This window comes from Nocardia australiensis (assembly GCF_020733705.1).
GTDB lineage: Bacteria > Actinomycetota > Actinomycetes > Mycobacteriales > Mycobacteriaceae > Nocardia > Nocardia australiensis.
In genome coordinates this window covers 609,074-627,840 of sequence record NZ_JAJFZM010000002.1, presented here as the reverse complement: position 1 = coordinate 627,840, position 18,767 = coordinate 609,074, and the positions used below count along the sequence as shown (strand labels likewise).

General features: G+C 64.9%; 13 protein-coding genes and 1 riboswitch. Of the genes, 5 read left to right on the top strand and 8 right to left on the bottom strand.

Going from position 1 to position 18,767, the window contains the following annotated elements; genetic code table 11:
• Positions 1-3: 3 nt before the first annotated feature.
• Positions 4-111: riboswitch (glycine riboswitch) on the bottom strand.
• A 355-nt stretch (positions 112-466) separates the two neighbouring features.
• Positions 467-1,417, top strand: a complete 951-nt coding sequence (gene lipA / locus LKE06_RS17685) for a lipoyl synthase (protein ID WP_228000334.1) — start codon at positions 467-469, stop codon at positions 1,415-1,417.
• A gap of 56 nt (positions 1,418-1,473) precedes the next feature.
• Positions 1,474-2,847, top strand: coding sequence for a dihydrolipoyl dehydrogenase (gene lpdA, locus LKE06_RS17680; RefSeq protein WP_228000333.1), 1,374 nt, complete (start codon positions 1,474-1,476; stop codon positions 2,845-2,847).
• 162 nt (positions 2,848-3,009) lie between these two features.
• Here lpdA and LKE06_RS17675 read toward each other — a convergent pair whose 3' ends face one another.
• Positions 3,010-4,548, bottom strand: a complete 1,539-nt coding sequence (locus LKE06_RS17675) for a PucR family transcriptional regulator (protein ID WP_228000332.1) — start codon at positions 4,546-4,548, stop codon at positions 3,010-3,012.
• Between the two features lie 681 nt (positions 4,549-5,229).
• On the opposite strand from LKE06_RS17675, the gene speB reads away from it, so the two are divergent.
• The gene (speB, locus tag LKE06_RS17670) at positions 5,230-6,231 is read left to right on the top strand and encodes an agmatinase (protein WP_228000330.1); all 1,002 of its coding nucleotides are present in this window, start codon (positions 5,230-5,232) and stop codon (positions 6,229-6,231) included.
• A 324-nt stretch (positions 6,232-6,555) separates the two neighbouring features.
• Here speB and LKE06_RS17665 read toward each other — a convergent pair whose 3' ends face one another.
• The 5 genes from LKE06_RS17665 to LKE06_RS17645 form a co-directional block, all read right to left on the bottom strand.
• Positions 6,556-8,058, bottom strand: a complete 1,503-nt coding sequence (locus tag LKE06_RS17665) for an aldehyde dehydrogenase family protein (protein ID WP_228000328.1) — start codon at positions 8,056-8,058, stop codon at positions 6,556-6,558.
• 236 nt (positions 8,059-8,294) lie between these two features.
• Positions 8,295-9,728 (bottom strand): purine-cytosine permease family protein, encoded by a 1,434-nt coding sequence (locus LKE06_RS17660; protein WP_228000326.1) that lies wholly within the window; start codon positions 9,726-9,728, stop codon positions 8,295-8,297.
• Positions 9,729-9,794: 66 nt separating this feature from the next.
• Complete coding sequence (locus LKE06_RS17655; RefSeq protein ID WP_228000325.1) at positions 9,795-10,187, bottom strand: gluconate 2-dehydrogenase subunit 3 family protein; 393 nt, start codon at positions 10,185-10,187, stop codon at positions 9,795-9,797.
• 10 nt (positions 10,188-10,197) lie between these two features.
• Positions 10,198-11,838, bottom strand: a complete 1,641-nt coding sequence (locus LKE06_RS17650; protein ID WP_228000323.1) for a GMC family oxidoreductase — start codon at positions 11,836-11,838, stop codon at positions 10,198-10,200.
• 354 nt (positions 11,839-12,192) lie between these two features.
• Positions 12,193-12,363: a hypothetical protein gene (locus LKE06_RS17645; protein WP_228000321.1), complete on the bottom strand. Its 171-nt coding sequence runs from the start codon at positions 12,361-12,363 to the stop codon at positions 12,193-12,195.
• Positions 12,364-12,784: 421 nt separating this feature from the next.
• On the opposite strand from LKE06_RS17645, the gene LKE06_RS33235 reads away from it, so the two are divergent.
• The gene (locus LKE06_RS33235) at positions 12,785-12,880 is read left to right on the top strand and encodes an HAD family hydrolase (RefSeq protein WP_228000319.1); all 96 of its coding nucleotides are present in this window, start codon (positions 12,785-12,787) and stop codon (positions 12,878-12,880) included.
• 380 nt (positions 12,881-13,260) lie between these two features.
• On the opposite strand, the gene LKE06_RS17635 is transcribed toward LKE06_RS33235, so the two are convergent.
• Positions 13,261-15,099: an AMP-dependent synthetase/ligase gene (locus LKE06_RS17635; RefSeq protein ID WP_228000318.1), complete on the bottom strand. Its 1,839-nt coding sequence runs from the start codon at positions 15,097-15,099 to the stop codon at positions 13,261-13,263.
• A 703-nt stretch (positions 15,100-15,802) separates the two neighbouring features.
• Between LKE06_RS17635 and LKE06_RS17630 the strand changes: the two genes are divergently transcribed.
• A complete protein-coding gene (locus tag LKE06_RS17630) occupies positions 15,803-17,206 on the top strand; it encodes a wax ester/triacylglycerol synthase domain-containing protein (protein WP_228000316.1) in 1,404 nt (467 codons plus the stop codon).
• A gap of 292 nt (positions 17,207-17,498) precedes the next feature.
• Here the strand turns inward: LKE06_RS17630 and LKE06_RS17625 are convergent, their stop codons facing one another.
• Entirely contained in the window at positions 17,499-18,701 is a 1,203-nt protein-coding gene (locus LKE06_RS17625; RefSeq protein WP_228000312.1) for an IS110 family RNA-guided transposase, read from the bottom strand.
• Positions 18,702-18,767: the final 66 nt, after the last annotated feature.

The following is an 18,767-nucleotide window of genomic DNA, read 5'->3' as shown; positions in this document are numbered from 1 at the left end:
TGCCTCGGCGCTGCGGTACTGGGGCCTGAGAGATTCCCGGGGAGGAAGTTGCTCCTACGGCGCCTCGGAGTTCAGAAGTCTGAAACTCGGAGGTTCTCCCGCTGCGCGTCATCGGCGTCTTCAGTTGTGATTTGCACAACGATACACACTCCCCCGAGGTTTGTCGCAATCACCTTCTCGCCGATCACTAGCCCGCCGATCACCCTTGCCAAAACGCGGCAGCGTTTGGCATCCTCGGTCTGGAACTCGCTCAGCTGTGACCGCACACACCGAGCATTCGGCGTCCAGATGCCAAGTCCCGCAAAGGTATCGAGGGCCTGCCTCCTTCCCTGCTGACACCGCTTCCTGCGAGCGCTGCTCGGCCATGACCATGCGGGTCTGACATCACCGGCGAGTTCGCGTCGCCGCACAGCAGCCGGTTCCTTCACGCGAGATCTCGTTGGCTCCGGCTATCGAAGGAGTTCCCATGAGCGTCTCACCCCACCCCTCCCCCCTCGCCCCGGACGGGCGTCGACTGCTTCGGCTCGAGGTCCGCAACGCCCAGACTCCGGTCGAACGCAAACCGCCGTGGATGAAGGTGCGGATGCGCACCGGGCCCGAGTACCGAGCGCTCGCCGCCCTCGTCGAACGCGAGAACCTGCACACCGTCTGCCAGGAGGCGGGGTGCCCCAACATCTTCGAGTGCTGGGAGGACCGCGAGGCAACCTTCCTGATCGGCGGAGACCAGTGCACGCGGCGCTGCGACTTCTGCCAGATCGACACAGGCAAACCCGCCGACCTCGACCTCGACGAGCCGCGACGGGTCGCCGAGTCGGTGAGCGCGATGGGCCTCCGGTACGCCACGGTGACCGGTGTCGCGCGCGACGATCTACCGGACGGCGGCTCCTGGCTGTATGCCGAAACGGTGCGCCGGATTCGCCAGCAGAGCCCGGGCACTGGCGTAGAACTGTTGATTCCGGACTTCAACGCGGATCCCGGACAACTGCGTGAGGTCTTTGACACCCGTCCAGAAGTGCTGGCGCACAACGTCGAGACCGTTCCACGCGTGTTTCGCCGGATCCGGCCCGCCTTCACCTATGAGCGGTCGCTCGAGGTAATCACCCGGGCCAGGGCGGATGGTCTGATCACGAAGTCGAACCTTATCCTCGGACTGGGCGAGACCACCGACGAGGTGATCCAGGCACTACGGGACCTGCACGACGCGGGCTGCCAGCTGATCACGATCACCCAGTACCTGCGGCCGTCGTCCCGGCACCATCCCGTCGAGCGGTGGGCCGAGCCCGAGGAGTTCGCGCACCTCGAGCAGGTGGCCCGCGAGATCGGATTCCTCGGCGTCATGTCGGGTCCACTGGTCCGGTCCTCCTACCGTGCAGGCCGCCTGCATGCCGAGGCGATGGCCGCCTCCGATTCCCGGTAGATCCACGAAATGCCTTCATCCGCACAGCTTTCACATTCCACACAAGGAGTTTTCATATGACCTCACGGTCCGCAGACGTGGTCGTTCTCGGCGGCGGTTCCGGCGGGTACGCCGCCGCCATCCGCTCGGCGGAACTCGGCCGCTCGGTCATCCTTGTCGAGGAGAACGAGCTCGGTGGCACCTGCCTGCACCGCGGTTGCATTCCCACCAAGGCGCTACTACATGCCGCCGAGGTGGCCGACAACGCCCGCACGGCTTCGCAATTCGGCGTCGATGCGTCGTTCGGCGGCATCGACGTCGATAAGGTGCTCAGCTACAAGGACGCCATCGTCACCCGGTTGCACAAGGGCCTGCAGGGCCTGATCGATTCGTACGGCATCGACGTGGTCAACGGCCGCGGCCGGTTCGTCGCGCCGAACGGCGTCGAGGTCGACGGCGAGTTGATCACCGGCACCGACGTGATCCTCGCGACCGGGTCGTACCCCAAGTCGCTGCCCGGGATCAGCATCGGCGGCCGGGTGATCACCAGCGACCAAGCCCTGAACCTGCCTGAGGTCCCCGCCAAGGCCGTGATCCTCGGCGGCGGCGTCATCGGCGTCGAGTTCGCCAGTGTCTGGGCGTCCTTCGGCGCCTCGGTGACGATCGTCGAGGCGCTGCCGCGGCTGGTCCCGAACGAGGACGAGGCGCTCTCCAAATACCTCGAACGGGCCTTCCGGCGGCGCAAGATCACCGCCAAGACGGGCGCCCGAGTGACCGAGGTGGCGCAAGACGACGACGGCGTGCGCGTCACCCTCGAGTCCGGCGACGTCCTCGATGCCGACGTCGTGCTGGTCGCGGTGGGTCGAGGTCCGAACACCACGTCGACGGGCTACGAGGAGGCGGGCATCGTCCTCGACCGCGGCTTCGTCACCACCGACGAGCGACTGCGCACCGCGCTACCGAACGTGTACGCGGTCGGCGACATCGTGCCTGGACTCCAGCTGGCCCACCGCGGATTCCAGCAGGGCATCTTCGTCGCCGAGGAGATCGCGGGCCTGAGCCCCGACCCGATCGACGAGACCGGCATCCCGCGCGTGACGTACTCACACCCCGAGGTGGCGTCGGTTGGCCTGACCGAGGCCGCGGCACGGGAGGCGTTCGGCGAGGAGATCAAGACCGTGACCTACGATCTCGCGGGCAACGGCAAGAGCCAGATCCTCAAGACATCGGGAGCAGTCAAACTCGTGGTGGCGCCGGATGATTCGGTGATCGGCGCGCACATGGTCGGCGATCGGGTCGGCGAGCTGATCGGCGAGGCACAGATGCTCTACAACCTGAAGGCGAATGCGGGCGAGGCCGCGAAGTTCGTGCATGCCCATCCCACGCAGGGCGAGGCGCTGGGCGAGGCGTTGCTGGCCGTCTCCGGCAAGCCCCTGCACGTACACGGGTAGCCCTACCACCTCGGTGCGGGGACCCTTCCGCCGGTCAGACCGACTGCAGGGCCCCGCACCTGCGTTCAGCGGTCGGCCGGGTCGGACAGGCCGCCATTCGGATGAGATTGTCGCGGCGTGGCTGAGTGGTGGCCCCGGATCGTGGTGGATGATCCACGCGGGTTACTTCCGATGTCTACTCGGACTTGTCTCGGCCCTGGGAATTGAGAGCAGCTCGGTTGCCCGCACGGCCAGCCATAGCTCTGCCAGTGAGTTCGTGTCCGCCACGTCGCGGTCGGTGAGCGCCTCCACCTTCCGGATTCGGTACATCACCGTCTGCCGGTGGATGTGCATGGCCTGCGCAGTTCGCTGCCACGACCGCTGGTTCTGCAGAAATGTGTCGAGGGTTTCGACGAGTTGCGACTGGTGCTTCTCGTCGTAGTCCAGGACCGGCCGCAGGACGCGGTCGACCAGGGTCTGCGCGTCGGCCACGTCGGACAGGCCGATCCAAGGTACGGCGCTGCCATACCGAGACACGACGGTTCCCCGGCGTTCCGCGATCGACAACGCCCAGGAAGCCTCCCGGGCCGCATCCTGAAACCTGCTGAGCGAACTGATTGTCCCGCTTACTCCGATCCGGGCGGTCGGGCCGAGCGCTCGGATCAGCACGGCCTCGGTGTCGGGGCCATCGGGTACCAGAACATCGGCTGTGTCCATGCGGACCCGGCACAGACCGGGCAGCGAACGCCGCCACAACGAATTGTGCAGGTCCAGCATGCGATTCGCGTCGTCGCTGCGGGCGGCGATGAGCACCGCGGAGGCCGGATCCAGGCCGAGTTCGGCGAGCTGATCGGCGACAGCGGGAATGTCCATCCGCCCTTCGAGCATCTGAGTGAGCAATCCCGACTTGTAACGCCGCTCGTGTTCGAGCATGAGCCGTGTCTGGGAGAGCTCGATCGCTACGACGGTGGCCGCGTGCTGGAGTTGGATCGGGTCGACGCCGACATTCGGATCGCTGAGCGCGACCAACGCGGCCCCCGCGTGCCTAGGGATGTCGGTGAGCATGGCCGCGCGATCACCGATGGACGGAAGGCCGTATGCTCCGCCGGCCACGTTCTTCGACGAGTCCGACAATGCCGCGATGGCGTCGCTGACCGTCGGATCCAGCGGCGGCGAGTCCGGGAACCACGGCTTGCCGGTCGCGCGTTCACATACCTGGATCTCACATCCCAGCTCGCGCGCCAGCGCTGACAGTAGGGCTGCTGGGTCGGCGCCGTGAGCGGTGCGGCGGCGGATCAGGTCATACATCCGGACCGTGCGACTCAGCCGTTGCGACTGGTCGAGGAGGGTGGCCTCCGCGACGGCCCGCGAGATGGCGACGAAGGGCAGCGGATACCGGATCCACAACACCGGAAACCCCAGTTCGTCACTGATCGTCGAAACCGCCCTGGTGAGTGGCGGGCAGTACATGTTCTCGCCGATGCCGAGGCCGGCCACTCCTTTCGCGGCGAGCTGTCGCACCAGGTCGGCCTGCGCTTTCGCTGATTTCGGAAACGACATACCGTTGGTCATGAGGAACTCACCGCCAGTCACCCAGCGCCAGGGTTCAGGGAGATCGGTGACATGTGTCCACGCGACTTCACGTCCGAGACCTGCCGCTCCGGAGTGCACATCGAGTCGGAGATGCGGGATCTCTGCGAGCTCGCCGATAGTTATTGCCACGATCACATCGTAAGCGCCGGTGACCAAGCCATTTGTGCGATCGAATAGGACAGGACGATCAGTTTTGCGTCTTTGCTACTCGCGCCCAGGCGCGAGTCCGAGGCAGTCTGATGGACGTCAGCACTCTGCGCGCCATGTATTGACGCAGCCCAGGAGCCCCAATGGCCAGTACCCGGTCACCTCACCATATTCGTCGCAAGCTTCGTGGACCCAGGGTGATTCCGGCGACGTCGTCCTCGCCTACGTGGGGAGGATCACGATCCTATCCGTCGGCGGAGGAGGTAAACCATCATCCACCGGTCCGGTGTCGGTGGATGTCCGGATCGATGGAGGCAGACCGCCCAGGCCGTTGTCGCCCCCTCCCCGTGACAGCGTTTCCGGGAGGAATTCTTCCTCGGGCGTCATGGTATTCACCATTTGGTTCCGGTACACCACGCATTCTCGACAGGGACTGCCGCCACGATCTCCTCCCTCCCCGAAGTTATGCACGCCACCGCGCTCGGCGCAGGAACGGCGATCAGCCAGGATCATCTGCCGCTGACGTAGCTGGTGTTGACCACGATGAGCTTCCGCGCGGGGGGCGTCCGCCGATCGGTGTCCGCATCGGACCATCCTCGAACCGAAAACCCCAGGCCGTCACCCCTATTTGATCCACCACGTCGAACATAGGAGACAACCGACATGCCCCAACCCAAAGACACCCTCGTCGGTGCACTTCCCGCTACCGAGGTTCCCCGCTATGCGGGGAAGGGCACCTTCGCCCGCATAGCCGACATCCACGAGGTGGGCGACTACGACATCGCCATCCTCGGAGTGCCGTTTGACGGGGGCACCTCGTACCGGCCCGGCGCCCGGTTCGGCCCGATCGGTGTCCGTCAGGCCGCCCGGACACTGCGCCCCGGCTACCACGTCGAACTCGGTGTCGCGCCGCTCCAAGAGGTCCAGGTCGTCGACGCCGGCGACATTACGGTCACCCCGTACGACATCGCCGAGGCCTGCAAGCAGATCGAGGACCATGCCGGCGAGATCCTCCGCGGCGGGGACCGCAGGATCGTCTCAATCGGTGGCGACCACACCATCGCCCTGCCGAATCTTCGTGCGCTGCACGCAAAGCACGGTCCCGTCGCCCTGGTGCACTTCGACGCCCACCTCGACACGTGGGATACGTACTTCAACCAGCCGGTAACCCACGGGACGATCTTCCGCCGGGCGTTCGAGGAAGGGCTGCTCGTCGAGGATCACTCCATTCACGTCGGTATCCGCGGGCCGATCTACGATCAGGCGGACCTGAACGACGACGCGCGGATGGGGTTCCGGATCATCCGCGCCGGCGACCTCGACGTCATGGGCATCGAGGCGGCCGTCGACGTGGTTCGACGTCGAGTCGGTGACGTTCCGGTATATGTGTCGATCGACATCGATGTCCTCGATCCCGCGTTCGCGCCCGGCACCGGCACACCCGAGGCGGGTGGCCTCACCTCCCGCGAGCTGCTGCGGATGCTGCGCCAGTTAACCGGGCTGAACGTCGTCGGCGCCGATGTCGTCGAGGTCGCACCGGCCTATGATCACGCCGAAATAACCTGTGTTGCAGCGGCTACCGTCGTGTTCGACCTGGTCTCGCTGATGGTGTCCGGTTCGGCCCGCGAGTCGGTCGCTGCGGCGGGCGCCCCGCTATTGAGCTGACCCCGCCCGGAACGACGGAGCGGGGTCCCCGGCAGTGCCGGGGACCCCGCTCCAATTTTCTGTGGACTGGAGCTTCAGTGCCGTCTCATCGGCACGGCATCGCTGAGTTCCACACGTGGGCGCGGCGCGATGCTCCCCCTATCCCTCGATCGCCGAGCATTTGTGACGGGCCCGAACACCGGTGTTGCGCAATGGTCGCGGCCCCAGCCGGCCCACGGCACCGCGGTGCCGAACGGAAGGGGAGGAACCGACGCAACGAGCCTCACCGGGACGGCCCGGTGAGGCTGCGGTGTCACTTCCGGCTCCGATGCTGGTATCCAGGGCTCATTCGCTGTGGTTGATCATCACGTGCTTGGTCCGGGAGAAGTCATCGAGCGCGTAGAGCGAGAGGTCGCGCCCGTAGCCCGATCCCTTGAACCCACCCCACGGCACCTCGTTTGCCAACACGAGGTGCGAGTTGACCCAGACGGTGCCGAAGTCAAGCCGCTTGGGCACGCTGAGGGAGAGGCCCGCGTCCCGGGTCCATACCGACGCCGAGAGTCCGTACGGTGTCTCGTTGGCCCTCGCAACCGCCTCGTCGGTGGTGCTGAACGATTCGACCGTGACGACGGGGCCGAAGATTTCCTGCTGGGTGATCGGCGCCCCGGCCGGTACCCCGCTGAACACGGTCGGTTCGATGAAGTAGCCGGGGCCGTCCATGACCGTGCCGCCGATGGCCGCGTGCAGGCCGGCCGCCGTCGCCTCGGCCAGCGAGTCCCGTACGCGCTCGAAGTGCGGGCGGGAAATCATAGGACCGATTTCGACGTCGTCCCCGGCGGCCGGCGCGCCGACTACCAGGCTGCCGACTTCCTGAACCAGGAGTTCGGTGAACTTCTCCGCCACCGATTCGTGCACCAGCACCCGGCAGGCCGCGCCGCAGTCTTGGCCCCCATTCCAGAATCCGGCGTTACGCACTCCGGCCGCGGCCGCACCGAGGTCGGCGTCGGCGAAGACGACGACGGGTGCTTTGCCACCGAGTTCGAGGTGGACGCGTTTGACCGAACGTGAGGCAGTTTCTGCGACTGCCTGGCCGCTGAGAACACTTCCCGTCACCGCGACAAGTGCGATGTCGGGGTGTTCGGCCAGGCGCTGTCCCACTGTCCGGCCCGGGCCGGTCACGATATTGACGATCCCGTCGGGGATGTGTCCGGCGATTAGCTCGGCCAGCTTCAGTGTCGACAGCGGCGTCTGTTCGGAGGGCTTGAGCACCACGCTGTTTCCGGCGGCAAGAATGGGGGCGATCTTCCAGGCAGCCATCAGCAGCGGATAGTTCCAGGGCGTGATCACCCCGACCACTCCAACCGGTTCGCGGAGAATGACCGAAGTGTGTCCCCGCGCGTAGTCTCCACCGGCCAGGGAAGTCATCGTCCGCCCCGCCCCCGCCATGAACCGGAACGTGTCGATGGTGCTGGAGACATCGTCCTCGGCGACGCTGCCGGGCTTTCCGGTATTCGCGGACTCGAGCACTTCGAGTACTTCGCGGTTGGCTTCTACGATGTCCGCGATCCGAGAGAGCACCTCGGATCGTTCCTTCGGTGTGGTGGCGCCCCACGATTTCTGAGCCTCGACGGCCGCCGCCACGGCCGAATCGACATCCAGGACGGTTCCTGCTGGGACGGATCCAAGGACTTTTTCCGTGGTCGGATCGATGACGTCGATGACCTCGGTGGACGAACCCTGGACAAACGATCCCCCGATGAAGTGGCCCGCGGGCGGCACGTCAGCGACCGGGGTCTGATCCGGCGCGGAACGCCGAACGGTGAATCGCCCAATTTCAGTTGATGCCATGATCATTCGCCTGTACTTTCTGCGCCCGGTCCGGCGCCTGTAGGTAGGTTCTTCGTTTCGGTCACGCAGCGGTGGGGTGGTTCATGCCGGTTGCGTGATCGGTTCCATGTTTGGTTCCGGAAGCAAACTGGTGCAGGGCAGGTGGTCTTCCGGAACACGCGTGCGGCCACGTAATACGGCGGACCGACGACGACCAAGCCGACGAGCCACTGCGGGTGAAGCCGTGTAGTGGGTCCCTAGCACTGCTCCACCGCCGAGGCGACAAGTACGGCGGAACGATTGCTGCGGCGGGCAATAGTCGTGGCTGTGAAGTAGTAAAGCGGTGAAACGACAGCCAATCCGACGATGAACGAGATATCTGTGTTGCCAAGCATTTTGGCGATCGGTCCGATGAATTCGGTTCCGATGATCATGAACGGGAGTTGTACAGCGACACCGATGACGTAGCAGCTGACCGCAGGCCAGTTGACCCGGCCGTAGCGACCGCCGTCGCGCTTGTAAAAGTCCTCGACGACGTAGTCCCCATGCCGGACCAGGTAGTAGTCCACCAGATTCACGGCGGTCCACGGGACCAGCGAACCCAGCAGCAGAACCAGGAAGTTGTTGTAGGTCGCGGCGAAGTCGCTGCCCGCGGTGAGCGCGACACACACGGCCAGCGTGCATAGTCCGGTGGCGATCAAAGCACGTTCGCGGCCACGTGGATTGAAGCGCGGCAAAATCGTCTGCGCAATTGTGATCGTGCACAGCGTGCCGCAGTACAGGTTCATCGCGTTCGTAGCGGCGACTCCGATGCTGAAGACCACAACCACCACGACGCTGATCCCGGCGGTGGCTTGGGTCAGGGCGATAACCGGGTTGGTGCCGGGGAACAGCAATCCGACGCCTGCCCCGAGGCACATCGGCAGGATCGAGCCGATGCTGGTGCCCCAGTAGCTCATCCAGAATGCGGGCCTCGAGCCCGTCTTCGCCGGCAGGTAGCGCGAATAGTCAGAAACGTATGGGGCATAGGCGATCTGCCACACCGCACACGCCCCGAAGGTACTCAGGAAGCCGGCCAGCGTCGCGGTGCCCGTGCTGAAGAAGTGAGCGGGCACCGGGTGCACGATGAACGCCCAGATGAACGCCATCAGCAGAACCAGCCCCGACGCCCACGTCATGATGCGCGCGTAGGCGTGGATCAGGGTGTAACCCCAGATGGCCGCGCAGACGCTGATCGCCGCGAGCACCGCGATGCCGGCCTTACCGTTCAGGAACGGTATGACTGACGCGAGGGACTCCCCGCCGAAGACGAGAATCGAGATAAAGAACCCGAGGTACATGCAGACAACGACTGCGACGATGAGAATCGATCCCAGCGAACCGAATTGGCCCTTGGTCTGCACCATCTGTGGAACACCCAGCCGCGGCCCCTGAGCAGAGTGCAGCGCCATGAAGATCGCACCGAAGAGGTTTCCTACGATGATCGCCAGCGCGGCCGACCAGGCGGGCTGCCCGAAGAGGGTCGTCGACAACGCTCCGGTGACGACCGACAGGATCATGATGTTGGTTCCGAACCAGATCGTGAACATGTCCCGGTTACGCCCGTGGCGCTGGTCGACCGGAATCGGTTGGATGGTGGCCGATTCGATGGTGGAGACAGATTCTTCACGCCCGCTGTGATTTTCACTCACTGCTGTTGCCTTTCGCTGGACCCGGGGCAGGTTTGGAGGTTGTGGTTTCAGCCACGACGGGCTTGATCAGCGGATGACGAAGCCGCGCTCGACAACGTTGGCAAGAAGATCAACGTAGGAATCCATGTCATCGCGGGCCGGACGCGGTGCCGCGGCATACGGCATGGCGGCCTTCACGGCGGGGCTGAGGAAGTACGCGCCCGCCGCCAGCACCGTCAGCGCCTCGAACTGGTCGGGCTTGTGCGCGGCGAGCTCATCGAGAGCGGCTTCGGGGTCCTTGCCGGTGCACGAGGCAACGGCGTCGGCGAATACTTCTGCGATATCAGGCCGGTAGCCGAGAACCTGGTCGAGCAACGCGTCGGGTACTCCGGCGGCGCTCGCCGAGGGCATGGAGCCGGACGCGGGAATCAGTGTGTCGGCGAGAAGCGCGAAGGTGCGGCGCTGGTCGGAATCGAGCATCATGCTGTCCTTAAAACGCGGTTTGGATGCTGTGGCGGGTGTCGGCGAGGTGTCGCATCGAGCGCAGGGCAATCGCCATGATGGTCGCGGTCGGGTTCACGCCCGTGGAGGTGACGAAGACACTGCCGTCGATGATGAACAAGTTAGGTACGTCGTGTGCCCGACCCCACTGATCGACGACGGAGGTCGCGGGATCGGTGCCCATGGTGGCCGTCCCGAGCAGGTGCCAGGCGCTGTGGCGTACCACTGGGATCGGGTGGACTTCGACAGCCCCGGCGGCCTGATGCGCCTCGATCGCCCGCTCCACGTTGAATTTGAGCATTCGCTCACAGTTCTCACCGATGGTGTAGCGGATTTTCGCGGCCGGGATCCCGTCGGAGTCTGTGACGTCCGAGTCGAGCACGACCGCGTTGTGCTCGTCCGGCAGGTCTTCGGTGGTGATCCCCCATTCGGTGTAGCGCCCGAACGTGCGCTCGAGGCGGCTGTGAAAGGCGGGTCCGAAACCCCCACGCCAGTCCTCGCCCCGCTCCCACAGGGTGTGGGCGAGCGGGCCACCGGTCGGCATCAGGTTCCACTTCGCGCCCCGCACAAAACCGCGGTCGGTGTCGGTCTCGTAGAACTGCATCGACTGCAGCGCCTGTCCTGCCGGGCCGAGCCAGGTTTCGAGCTCTTCGTCGTAGGCGCCGAATACCGAGGCGTACGGGTGCGTCATCAGACGCTTGCCCACCAGCCCAGAGGAGTTGGCGAGGCCGTTGGGGAAAAGCGACGAGGTCGAGTTCAGCAGCAGGCGCGGTGTGCCTACACCGTTCGCGGCCATCACGGTCACCCGGGCCGCCTGGTGTTTCAGGTTCCCGTCGCGGTCGATGTACTCGGCGCCGGTGACGAGGCCGCGGTCGTTCACGGTGAGCTGGCTGACCCGGGCACCGGTGATCAGCACCGCACCCAGCGCGATCGCGTCACGCCAGTGTGTGAGGTCGGTGCTGGCCTTGGCGCCGGTTGGGCATCCGGATTCACACGCGCCGTAGCGCAGACAGGCCGGGCGGTTCTTGAAGTTGCGCGACGCGATGGCATTCGGTGCCGGCCACCAGTGCCAGCCCAGCTTGTCCATCCCTTTGGCCGCGACCGCACCGTACTTGCCGATCGGCAGCGGCGGCAACGGAAAGGTGTGCGGATCCGGATAGGCGGGGTCGCCCTCCAGCCCGGACGCGCCGATATGGTGGGTGACCTCGTCGTAGAACGGTTGCAGATCCTCATAGGTGAACGGCCAGTCCTCGGCCACGCCGTCGAGTGTCTTGACCCGGAAGTCCGACGGCATCGCGCGAACCCAGTGCCCGGAGAACATGATCGTGCTGCCGCCGACGCCGTTGAACATCAGCGGTTCGACCGGGCTCTCGGTGGCGTCGACCGGATAGTCGGCCGGCTTCTGGCGCACATTCGGGCTGGAGTTCCACTGCTTCAGACGGGTGAGCTCCCACGACGGTTTGTCGCCGGTGAAGTCGTCGGGCAGGTTCCAGTCTCCCTGCTCCAGACACACGACCTTGAGGCCTCTGCCGGCCAACTCGAGTGCTGCCACCCCGCCAGATGCTCCGGCGCCCACGATGAGGACGTCGACTCCTTCGGCGGTGTCGTAGTCGATATGCTGTGTGTTCATCGGCTGTGCTCCTGGTCAGCTCAGGCCCAGCCGAAGCTGGTCGAGCATGGTCCTTCCCCGGATCGGGGTGTCACGAGCAATGATGCGTGGGTCACACCTCGGCCCGCTAGCGTCGATCCGCAACAAACCAGTGAACCTGTCTTGTGCATACGCACAATGAGATTGTACGTAACGCGACTCCGTGGCGGGGGCCACCGCAGTGTCTCTTCGCCCCTCGACCCAACCGAAGTCGGCAACCGGAGAACTCGGCGCCGAATTCACCCTCGGCGCCGGTAGCACCGCACATCTCGACAACGACCGCTGGACTGAAGACGAGATCTGCCGACAGGATTGCTGGGGGCGCGGGCGGAGGCGCTACGGGTCGATGCGGGGCCACAACTCCAGTTCGATGACCCGCAACATGTCGGTGTGGTGGGCCGTGCTGTGGGCATGAGTGCATCGCGTGATATCCAGGCCGTCCACATCCTCGAGGAGGTCCTCGACGCGGGCGAACGTGAGGCGGAACTCGAAGACCAGCTCGGACACGCCGCGCCCAAGGTCGCCACAAGACACGGCTGGACCGGGATCACGTCCGTGCGCAACCAAAGCGACTGTCGACCAACTGAATGGCAGTTTCACCGATCGGTCCATGGCCTCGGGAAGGCGGCGAGAGCACCCCCGGTTGACGAGATTCGGTGAGGCGCAACGACATAACTGCTACAACTAACCGGTGCAGCCTGAATACTCTCCGGTGCCACGCCCTAATCAACGCTCGGTTGTTCACCCGGAGATTCCTCTCCTGGTGGCTTTAGATATCGACGGAACGCTGTGCTGCGACGGTAGCCACGCTGACCGCGCCGCCCACACGGGGTTCGCACCTCCTGGGTTGAGATGTTGGGTATACCCGGAAGAGTCATTCCTCGACGTCACAGCAGCCGGGGTCAGCAAGGCGTCGGCGTTGTAGTCATTGCGTATCGAACTGGGTGTTCCCACCGGTCGTACCCTCGCCGTCGGGGACGGCGCCAACGACGTGGAGATGCTTCGCTGGGCGGGTGGGTCGTAGCGATGGGGCAAGCACCAATGGTGGTTCAGGCGGCCGCGAATGACGGGTGCCCGCCGGTGACTGAGGACATCACAGCTAGCCACAGTGTTAGCGCACTGGTTCTCACACTCAGTGCCCAATCAGTGACGACGATCGAGGACGTACCCGGAGAGATCACACTGGGTTTTGGGCACTAGTTTGACCGAACATCCCGCGGCCGTTAGCTCCCAGCTGGTCGATCAGGCCAACTTGCCGAGGGCGGGACGGTCGGTGAGCGAATCTGTTCAATGCCGAGGCTATGTTCATCGCGTCGCCGTTGCGCTGCAAATCCGGTTCCCACGCGCCGTTGGGGTCGCATCCCGCCTTTCCTCAGACCCGATCTGCACGCTCATCGGCAATATTCAGTCATAAAGGGCGTCGATACGGTCCGCGAGACTGTCGACGACTATTCTGCGGCGCAGCTTCATACTCGGTGTGAGATCACCTGCCTCGACGGACAGTTCGCGGTCGATGATGCCGAATTTCTTGATCTGTTCCCAGCGATTGAGTTGGGCGTTCAGGTCATCGATGTAGCCGGCGATCACGTCGTGGGTCTTCTCGTCCCGCGTGATTTCGGCGAGCGGCATGTCGGCCAGGCCGTGCTTGCCGGCCCACTCGGTGATGGCCTGGGCGTCGAGACCGACCAAGGCGACGCAATAGGGTCGTGTCTCTCCGTAGACGATGAATTCTCCGGCATACGGACAGAGTCCCTTGAACGCCGCGGCAATCGCGGAGGGCGCAACGTACTTGCCTTGCGAGGTCTTGAACAAGTCTTTCTTGCGATCGGTGATGTGCAGGAAGCCATCGGCGTCGATCTCGCCGATGTCGCCGGTGCGGAACCAGCCGTCCGCGTCGAAAGCCTCAGCGGTGGCGTCAGGGCAGTTGTGATAGCCGCTCATCACACCCGGGCTTTTGAGCAGGATCTCGCCGTCCTCGGCGATCTTGACCGCGGTGCCGGGGAACGGTTTGCCGACGGTACCGAATCGGTATGCACCTGGGCGGTTGATGAACGAGGCGGCGGCGGTCTCGGTCAGGCCGTAGCCCTCGAGCACGATGATGCCGATCGCGTCGAACCACTGCGCGACATCGCGGTCCAAGGGGGCCGCTGCCGAAACAAAATACCGCAGCCGACCACCGAAACGTTCACGGATGGTGGACAGCACCAGCCTGTCCGCAACTTTGTGCTGCAATGAAACGAGCGGCGACGGCTCCTCGCCGGCCTGTGTGGCACGTGAGACTTTCAGGCCCACCCCGATCGCCCAGTCGAAGATCTTTTTCTTGATCCCGCCTTCTTCGGCCACCATGCCCTCGATACGCGCATGCGCCTTCTCGAAAATGCGGGGGGCGGCCCCCACGATGGTGGGGTGCAGCATCGCAAGGTTCTCCACGATCTTGTCCACCCGGCCGTCGATTGCCGTGGGAAAGCCGATCAGCGGTGACAGCGCCAACATCACCTTGCCGAACGCGTGGGACAGCGGCAGCCACAAGAAGTTCAGGTCGTCCGGGCCGAGAACGTTCAGGGCATCGATCGCGGCGGCGCTGTACGTCCATGCGGAATGCGGTAGCCGAACCCCCTTCGGGGTGCCGGTCGTCCCGGAGGTGTACATGATGCTGCCCAGATGCTCGGGCCGGATCCCGCATATGCGGTCGACTACCGCATCGGGCGATCGGGCAAGCAATTTCCGCCCGCGCTCTTCGAGGTCGTCGAGAGTGATCACCCAGTTTCCGTCGCCCTCGCCGTCGAAGATCACTACCTGTTGTACGTCAGGCAGCTCGGCGCGGTGCTCGATCAGCTTGTTGACCTGGGTCTGATTCTCGGCAATAACGACACGGCTGCCAGAGTTGGCGACGATGAACGTGACGCCAGTGGCGTTGGTGGTGGGGTAAACGGTGGTGGTGGCCGCACCGGCGCACATCACGGCGAAATCGGCGAGCACCCATTCATACCGTGTGGACGACACAAGCGCTATCCGGTCCTGAGCCTCGACTCCCAGCGTTATCAACCCGGCGGCGAGGATGTTGATTCGGTCACCGACCTGCTGCCAGGACACGCTGGTCCAGCCCTCGCCGTCAGGGAATCGGAACGCCTCCGCGTCTGGAGTCGCGACGATGCGGTCAACCAGCATCTGGGCGACCGACGATGCCCGCTTCTCGATCTTGCTGAGGTCGGGAGGTTCCTCGCACTTCCGGAGGAACGTCATCATTCGATTCTACGGAGTCCCAGGCCGAGGGTCCGTCCAAAGCGGACAGAAACTGACAGACCCGCGTGTGCGGGCCCCATTCGCAGGAGGCGGGTACGTCGTCGTCCTCGATGTCCACGGTCCGGCTGGACTCGTCGCGGGGTTGTCGGCCGGGTTGCGCGCCAGCGTGAACAGTGCCTCGTCCTCCTTCGCGAATTGCAGGATGAGGACCGCGTCGAGCCCGTAGAGGGTGGCTCGGCCATCGTGCGACGCGCACTCGGCCTGCGACCAGCAGTTCGTTCAGGTGCTCAGAATGGCCGAATGAGGAGTCGCGCGCTGGCCGAAACACGCGGCGAAACAGCGGAACCCCCGGACCGCCGGTGATTCCTGGCCCGGCAGCGGTCCAGGGAGAGGACGAAGGGCCTCGACATAAAGGTCTTCGCGATCGGTTGCCTTCGGCCGGGACCGAGCAGGCTTAACGGTATGGATACCGCCCGGCGTGCCGCCCTTCGGGCCCACACAGGCTGCTCGGCTGGGCGGGAAGTGACGTGGGCCGATGCCTGATCATCGCGTGCGGCGATCGACGGTCTGGAAGACAAGATCCGCGCGACACTCTCGGCGGAACCGAGCCACACCGTGGAGGTCTGAAGAAGCAGAAGCGAAGCGGTACGACGTACAACAGCGAAGAAGAAGGCAGCAGGCGATGGGCCCTCGCGAATCTCACATGTCGCAATCGGACCTGTTCTCGTGGAACATGGAGCGGGATCCGATTCTGCGTTCGACCATCGTCTCGGTTCTGATCCTCGATACCGATCCGGACTGGGATCGCTTGGTGGAGACAATCGATCGCGGCACCCGCCTCGTGCCGAGGTTGCGGCATCGGCTGGTCACCGCGCCGTTCGGTCTCGCCCCGCCCAGGTGGGCGCTCGATCCGGGCTTCGACCTGTCCTGGCACCTGCGACGGGTTGTGCTGCCGGAACCGGCGACCAGGTCCGCGGTACTCGAATTCGCACGCACCGAGGCGATGACCGCCTTCGATCCGGCTCGTGCACTGTGGCGCTCGACGTTGCTCAGCGGTTTGTCGGGTGGGGGATGCGCGCTGGTGATGACAGTGCACCACAGCCTCACTGATGGTATCGGCGGCATTCAGATCGCCACAGCGCTGCTCGATTTCGATCGTGCAGGCACCGATCGCGGCCATCCGCCCGAGCCGCCGTACGACCATGACGGCGCGCTGCGCGATATCGTGGCTTGGAACTGGTCGGTCGGTTCGGATCTGCTTCGCGGTGGTATCCGGGCGATACCGCAAACCGCGTGGCGAGCTGTCACTCATCCCGCGCGGGTGGTACGTGACAGCGCCGCGCTCGCGACCTCGGTGGTCCGCCTGGCCAAGCCCGTTACCGCGACGCTGTCGCCGGTGATGATCGAACGCAGTCTCGGTCGCCGACTGGCGATGTTGGATGCACCCATCGAGCAAATGCGCCGCGCCGCGCGCGCTGTGGGCTGCACGATGAACGATGCCTTTCTGACCGCGGTGGTCATCGGACTGCGCAGGTATCACGACCGGCACGGGGCGAAGGTCGACCAGCTACGGCTGACCATGCCGATCAGTCTTCGCACAGCCGATGATCCACTCGGCGGCAACCGGATCACGCTCGTTCGTTTCGCGGTGCCGGTCGACATCGCCGAGACCGAAGACTTGATGTGCGCCGTGGACGCCGTGGTCGGCGGTTGGCGCCGCGAGCCGGCCATACCGCTGTCCGGTGCTGTCGCGGCGGCGTTCAACCGGTTGCCGGTCGGACTGGTCACCGAGATGCTCAAACATGTCGACTTTGTCGCCTCCAACGTCCCGGGTTCCCCGGTGCTCCTCTATATCGCCGGGGCGCGCATCGACCGTATGTACGCTTTCGGCCCCACCATCGGCACAGCCGTCAACGTGACATTGACCTCGTACGCCGGAACCTGCTACGTCGCGGTCAACGCGGACACTGCTGCGATCCCCGACCTCGCGACCCTGACCGAATGCCTCGCCGCAGGCTTGGCTACCGTGCTCCGACTAGGCGGCGAGTGCGCACCGCAAACCGCCGCCGACGCCACAGCCGAAGCAACTCGATCGACACCGGTCTGATCGGTTCCCAAGCGATCAGAACATTGGTCGGCGTATCCGCGGCCCTGTTGGTCGCCGCCAGCCCGACCTGAGAGCGGGACCCTCTTGTCCCCGCGAACCGCAGCTCCACCTGGTCATCTGTGATTCCACCGCAGGTCGCCTTCGACACCGGCCAGTCTCGAGCACAGTGGCCGTTGGCTCGGGGCATCTGCCGACGCGAGTGGTGACCTTCGGCCCTCGTCCCAGCGGCATCCGCTCACAAGACTCGACATCGTACAAATACTGCGATCGGTAGGGCTCTCTAATGCGTTTGTCAAGCAGCGGAAGCGGGGTCGGCAGCCCGGTAGGGCTGGCGGTTTCGCAGGATTGCGTGCAGGACATTGACGCGGCGGCGGGCCAACACGAGGACGGCTTGGTGGTGGGCTTTGCCCTCGGTTCGTTTGCGCCGGTAGTAGATTTTGCTGGCCGGGTCGCGGCTGATCGCGATGAACGCGGATTGGTAGAAGACGCGTTTGAGGACCTTGTCGCCGGCGGTCGGGCGTTGCAGGTAGCGAACCTTGCCGGATTGTTTGAGCACTGGCGCCAGCCCGGCGGCTGCGGCGAGTTTGTCGCCGGTGACGAAGCGGTCGATGCCGCCGGTGACGGACAGGAATTCTGCCGTGAGCGTGGCCCCCATCCCTGGCAGGCTGCGGATGAGGGCTGCGTCAGGGTGGTCGTGCAGGATGACCTCGATCCTGTCGTCGATGGCTTTGAGTTGCTCACGGCCACTGAGTATTTCGGTGGCCAGGCCGCGGATAAGGTCAGCGGCGACGGTTTCGCCGGGTACCGTGATGCGCTGGGCCTGGGCGGCGCTAACGGCTGTGGTGGCCAGCGTTTGCATGGTGGTCTCGCGGAGGTGACCGGCTCTTCGCAGGTGGGCGAGCACTCGGCGCTGGCCCGCGGCACGGATCTCGGCCGGGGTGACATAACGGGTCAGCAGATGGGCTCCGGCCTTGCCGGTCGGGTCGACGACGCGTTCGAGCCCGGGATGGATCGAGGTCAGCAGGTCTCGCAACCGGTTGACTCGTCGGGTTTGGTCGGCGACGACCTCGCTGCGGCGCCCGGCCGGCAGCCGCAGGTCGATGTCGGATTCGCGCTGCCCGATTATCGGTCGCAGGTCATCGCGCATGCGGACCTGATCGGCGATCACCGCGGCGTCTTTGGGGTCGCTCTTGTGCTCGCCGCCGACGGTGCCGCGGCGGGCCCGGTTGACCGCCGACCCCGACACATGCACCACGGTAATGGACGCTTCGAGCAGCATCGCCTCGATCAACGCCGCGATCCCCCCCAGCACGTCGATCCCGACTGTCGCCGGACCGTGTTCAGTTGCGGCAGTCCCGATTTCGTCGATCAGATCGGCAATGTCGGCCGGAGTGTTCTCGACCTTATGATTACTCAGAAGTTTGCCGGTCCCAATGACTTTGAGGCAGGCCCAATGGATTTCTTTGGCGATATCGATGCCCACGGCGACGGCCACGAACACTCTCCCTTCCACGACGACTGTGTCTTATGCACCGTGCAGCCGCTTCCCGCCGTCGTTGCC

Bases quoted from the DNA above. Each gene is read 5' to 3' on its own strand.
- lipA (WP_228000334.1), top strand. From the start codon at position 467: ATGAGCGTCTCACCCCACCCCTCCCCCCTCGCCCCGGACGGGCGTCGA.
- lpdA (WP_228000333.1), top strand. From the start codon at position 1,474: ATGACCTCACGGTCCGCAGACGTGGTCGTTCTCGGCGGCGGTTCCGGC.
- speB (WP_228000330.1), top strand. From the start codon at position 5,230: ATGCCCCAACCCAAAGACACCCTCGTCGGTGCACTTCCCGCTACCGAG.
- LKE06_RS17665 (WP_228000328.1), bottom strand. From the start codon at position 8,058: ATGGCATCAACTGAAATTGGGCGATTCACCGTTCGGCGTTCCGCGCCG.
- LKE06_RS17655 (WP_228000325.1), bottom strand. From the start codon at position 10,187: ATGCTCGATTCCGACCAGCGCCGCACCTTCGCGCTTCTCGCCGACACA.
- LKE06_RS17650 (WP_228000323.1), bottom strand. From the start codon at position 11,838: ATGAACACACAGCATATCGACTACGACACCGCCGAAGGAGTCGACGTC.
- LKE06_RS17635 (WP_228000318.1), bottom strand. From the start codon at position 15,099: ATGACGTTCCTCCGGAAGTGCGAGGAACCTCCCGACCTCAGCAAGATC.
- LKE06_RS17630 (WP_228000316.1), top strand. From the start codon at position 15,803: ATGTCGCAATCGGACCTGTTCTCGTGGAACATGGAGCGGGATCCGATT.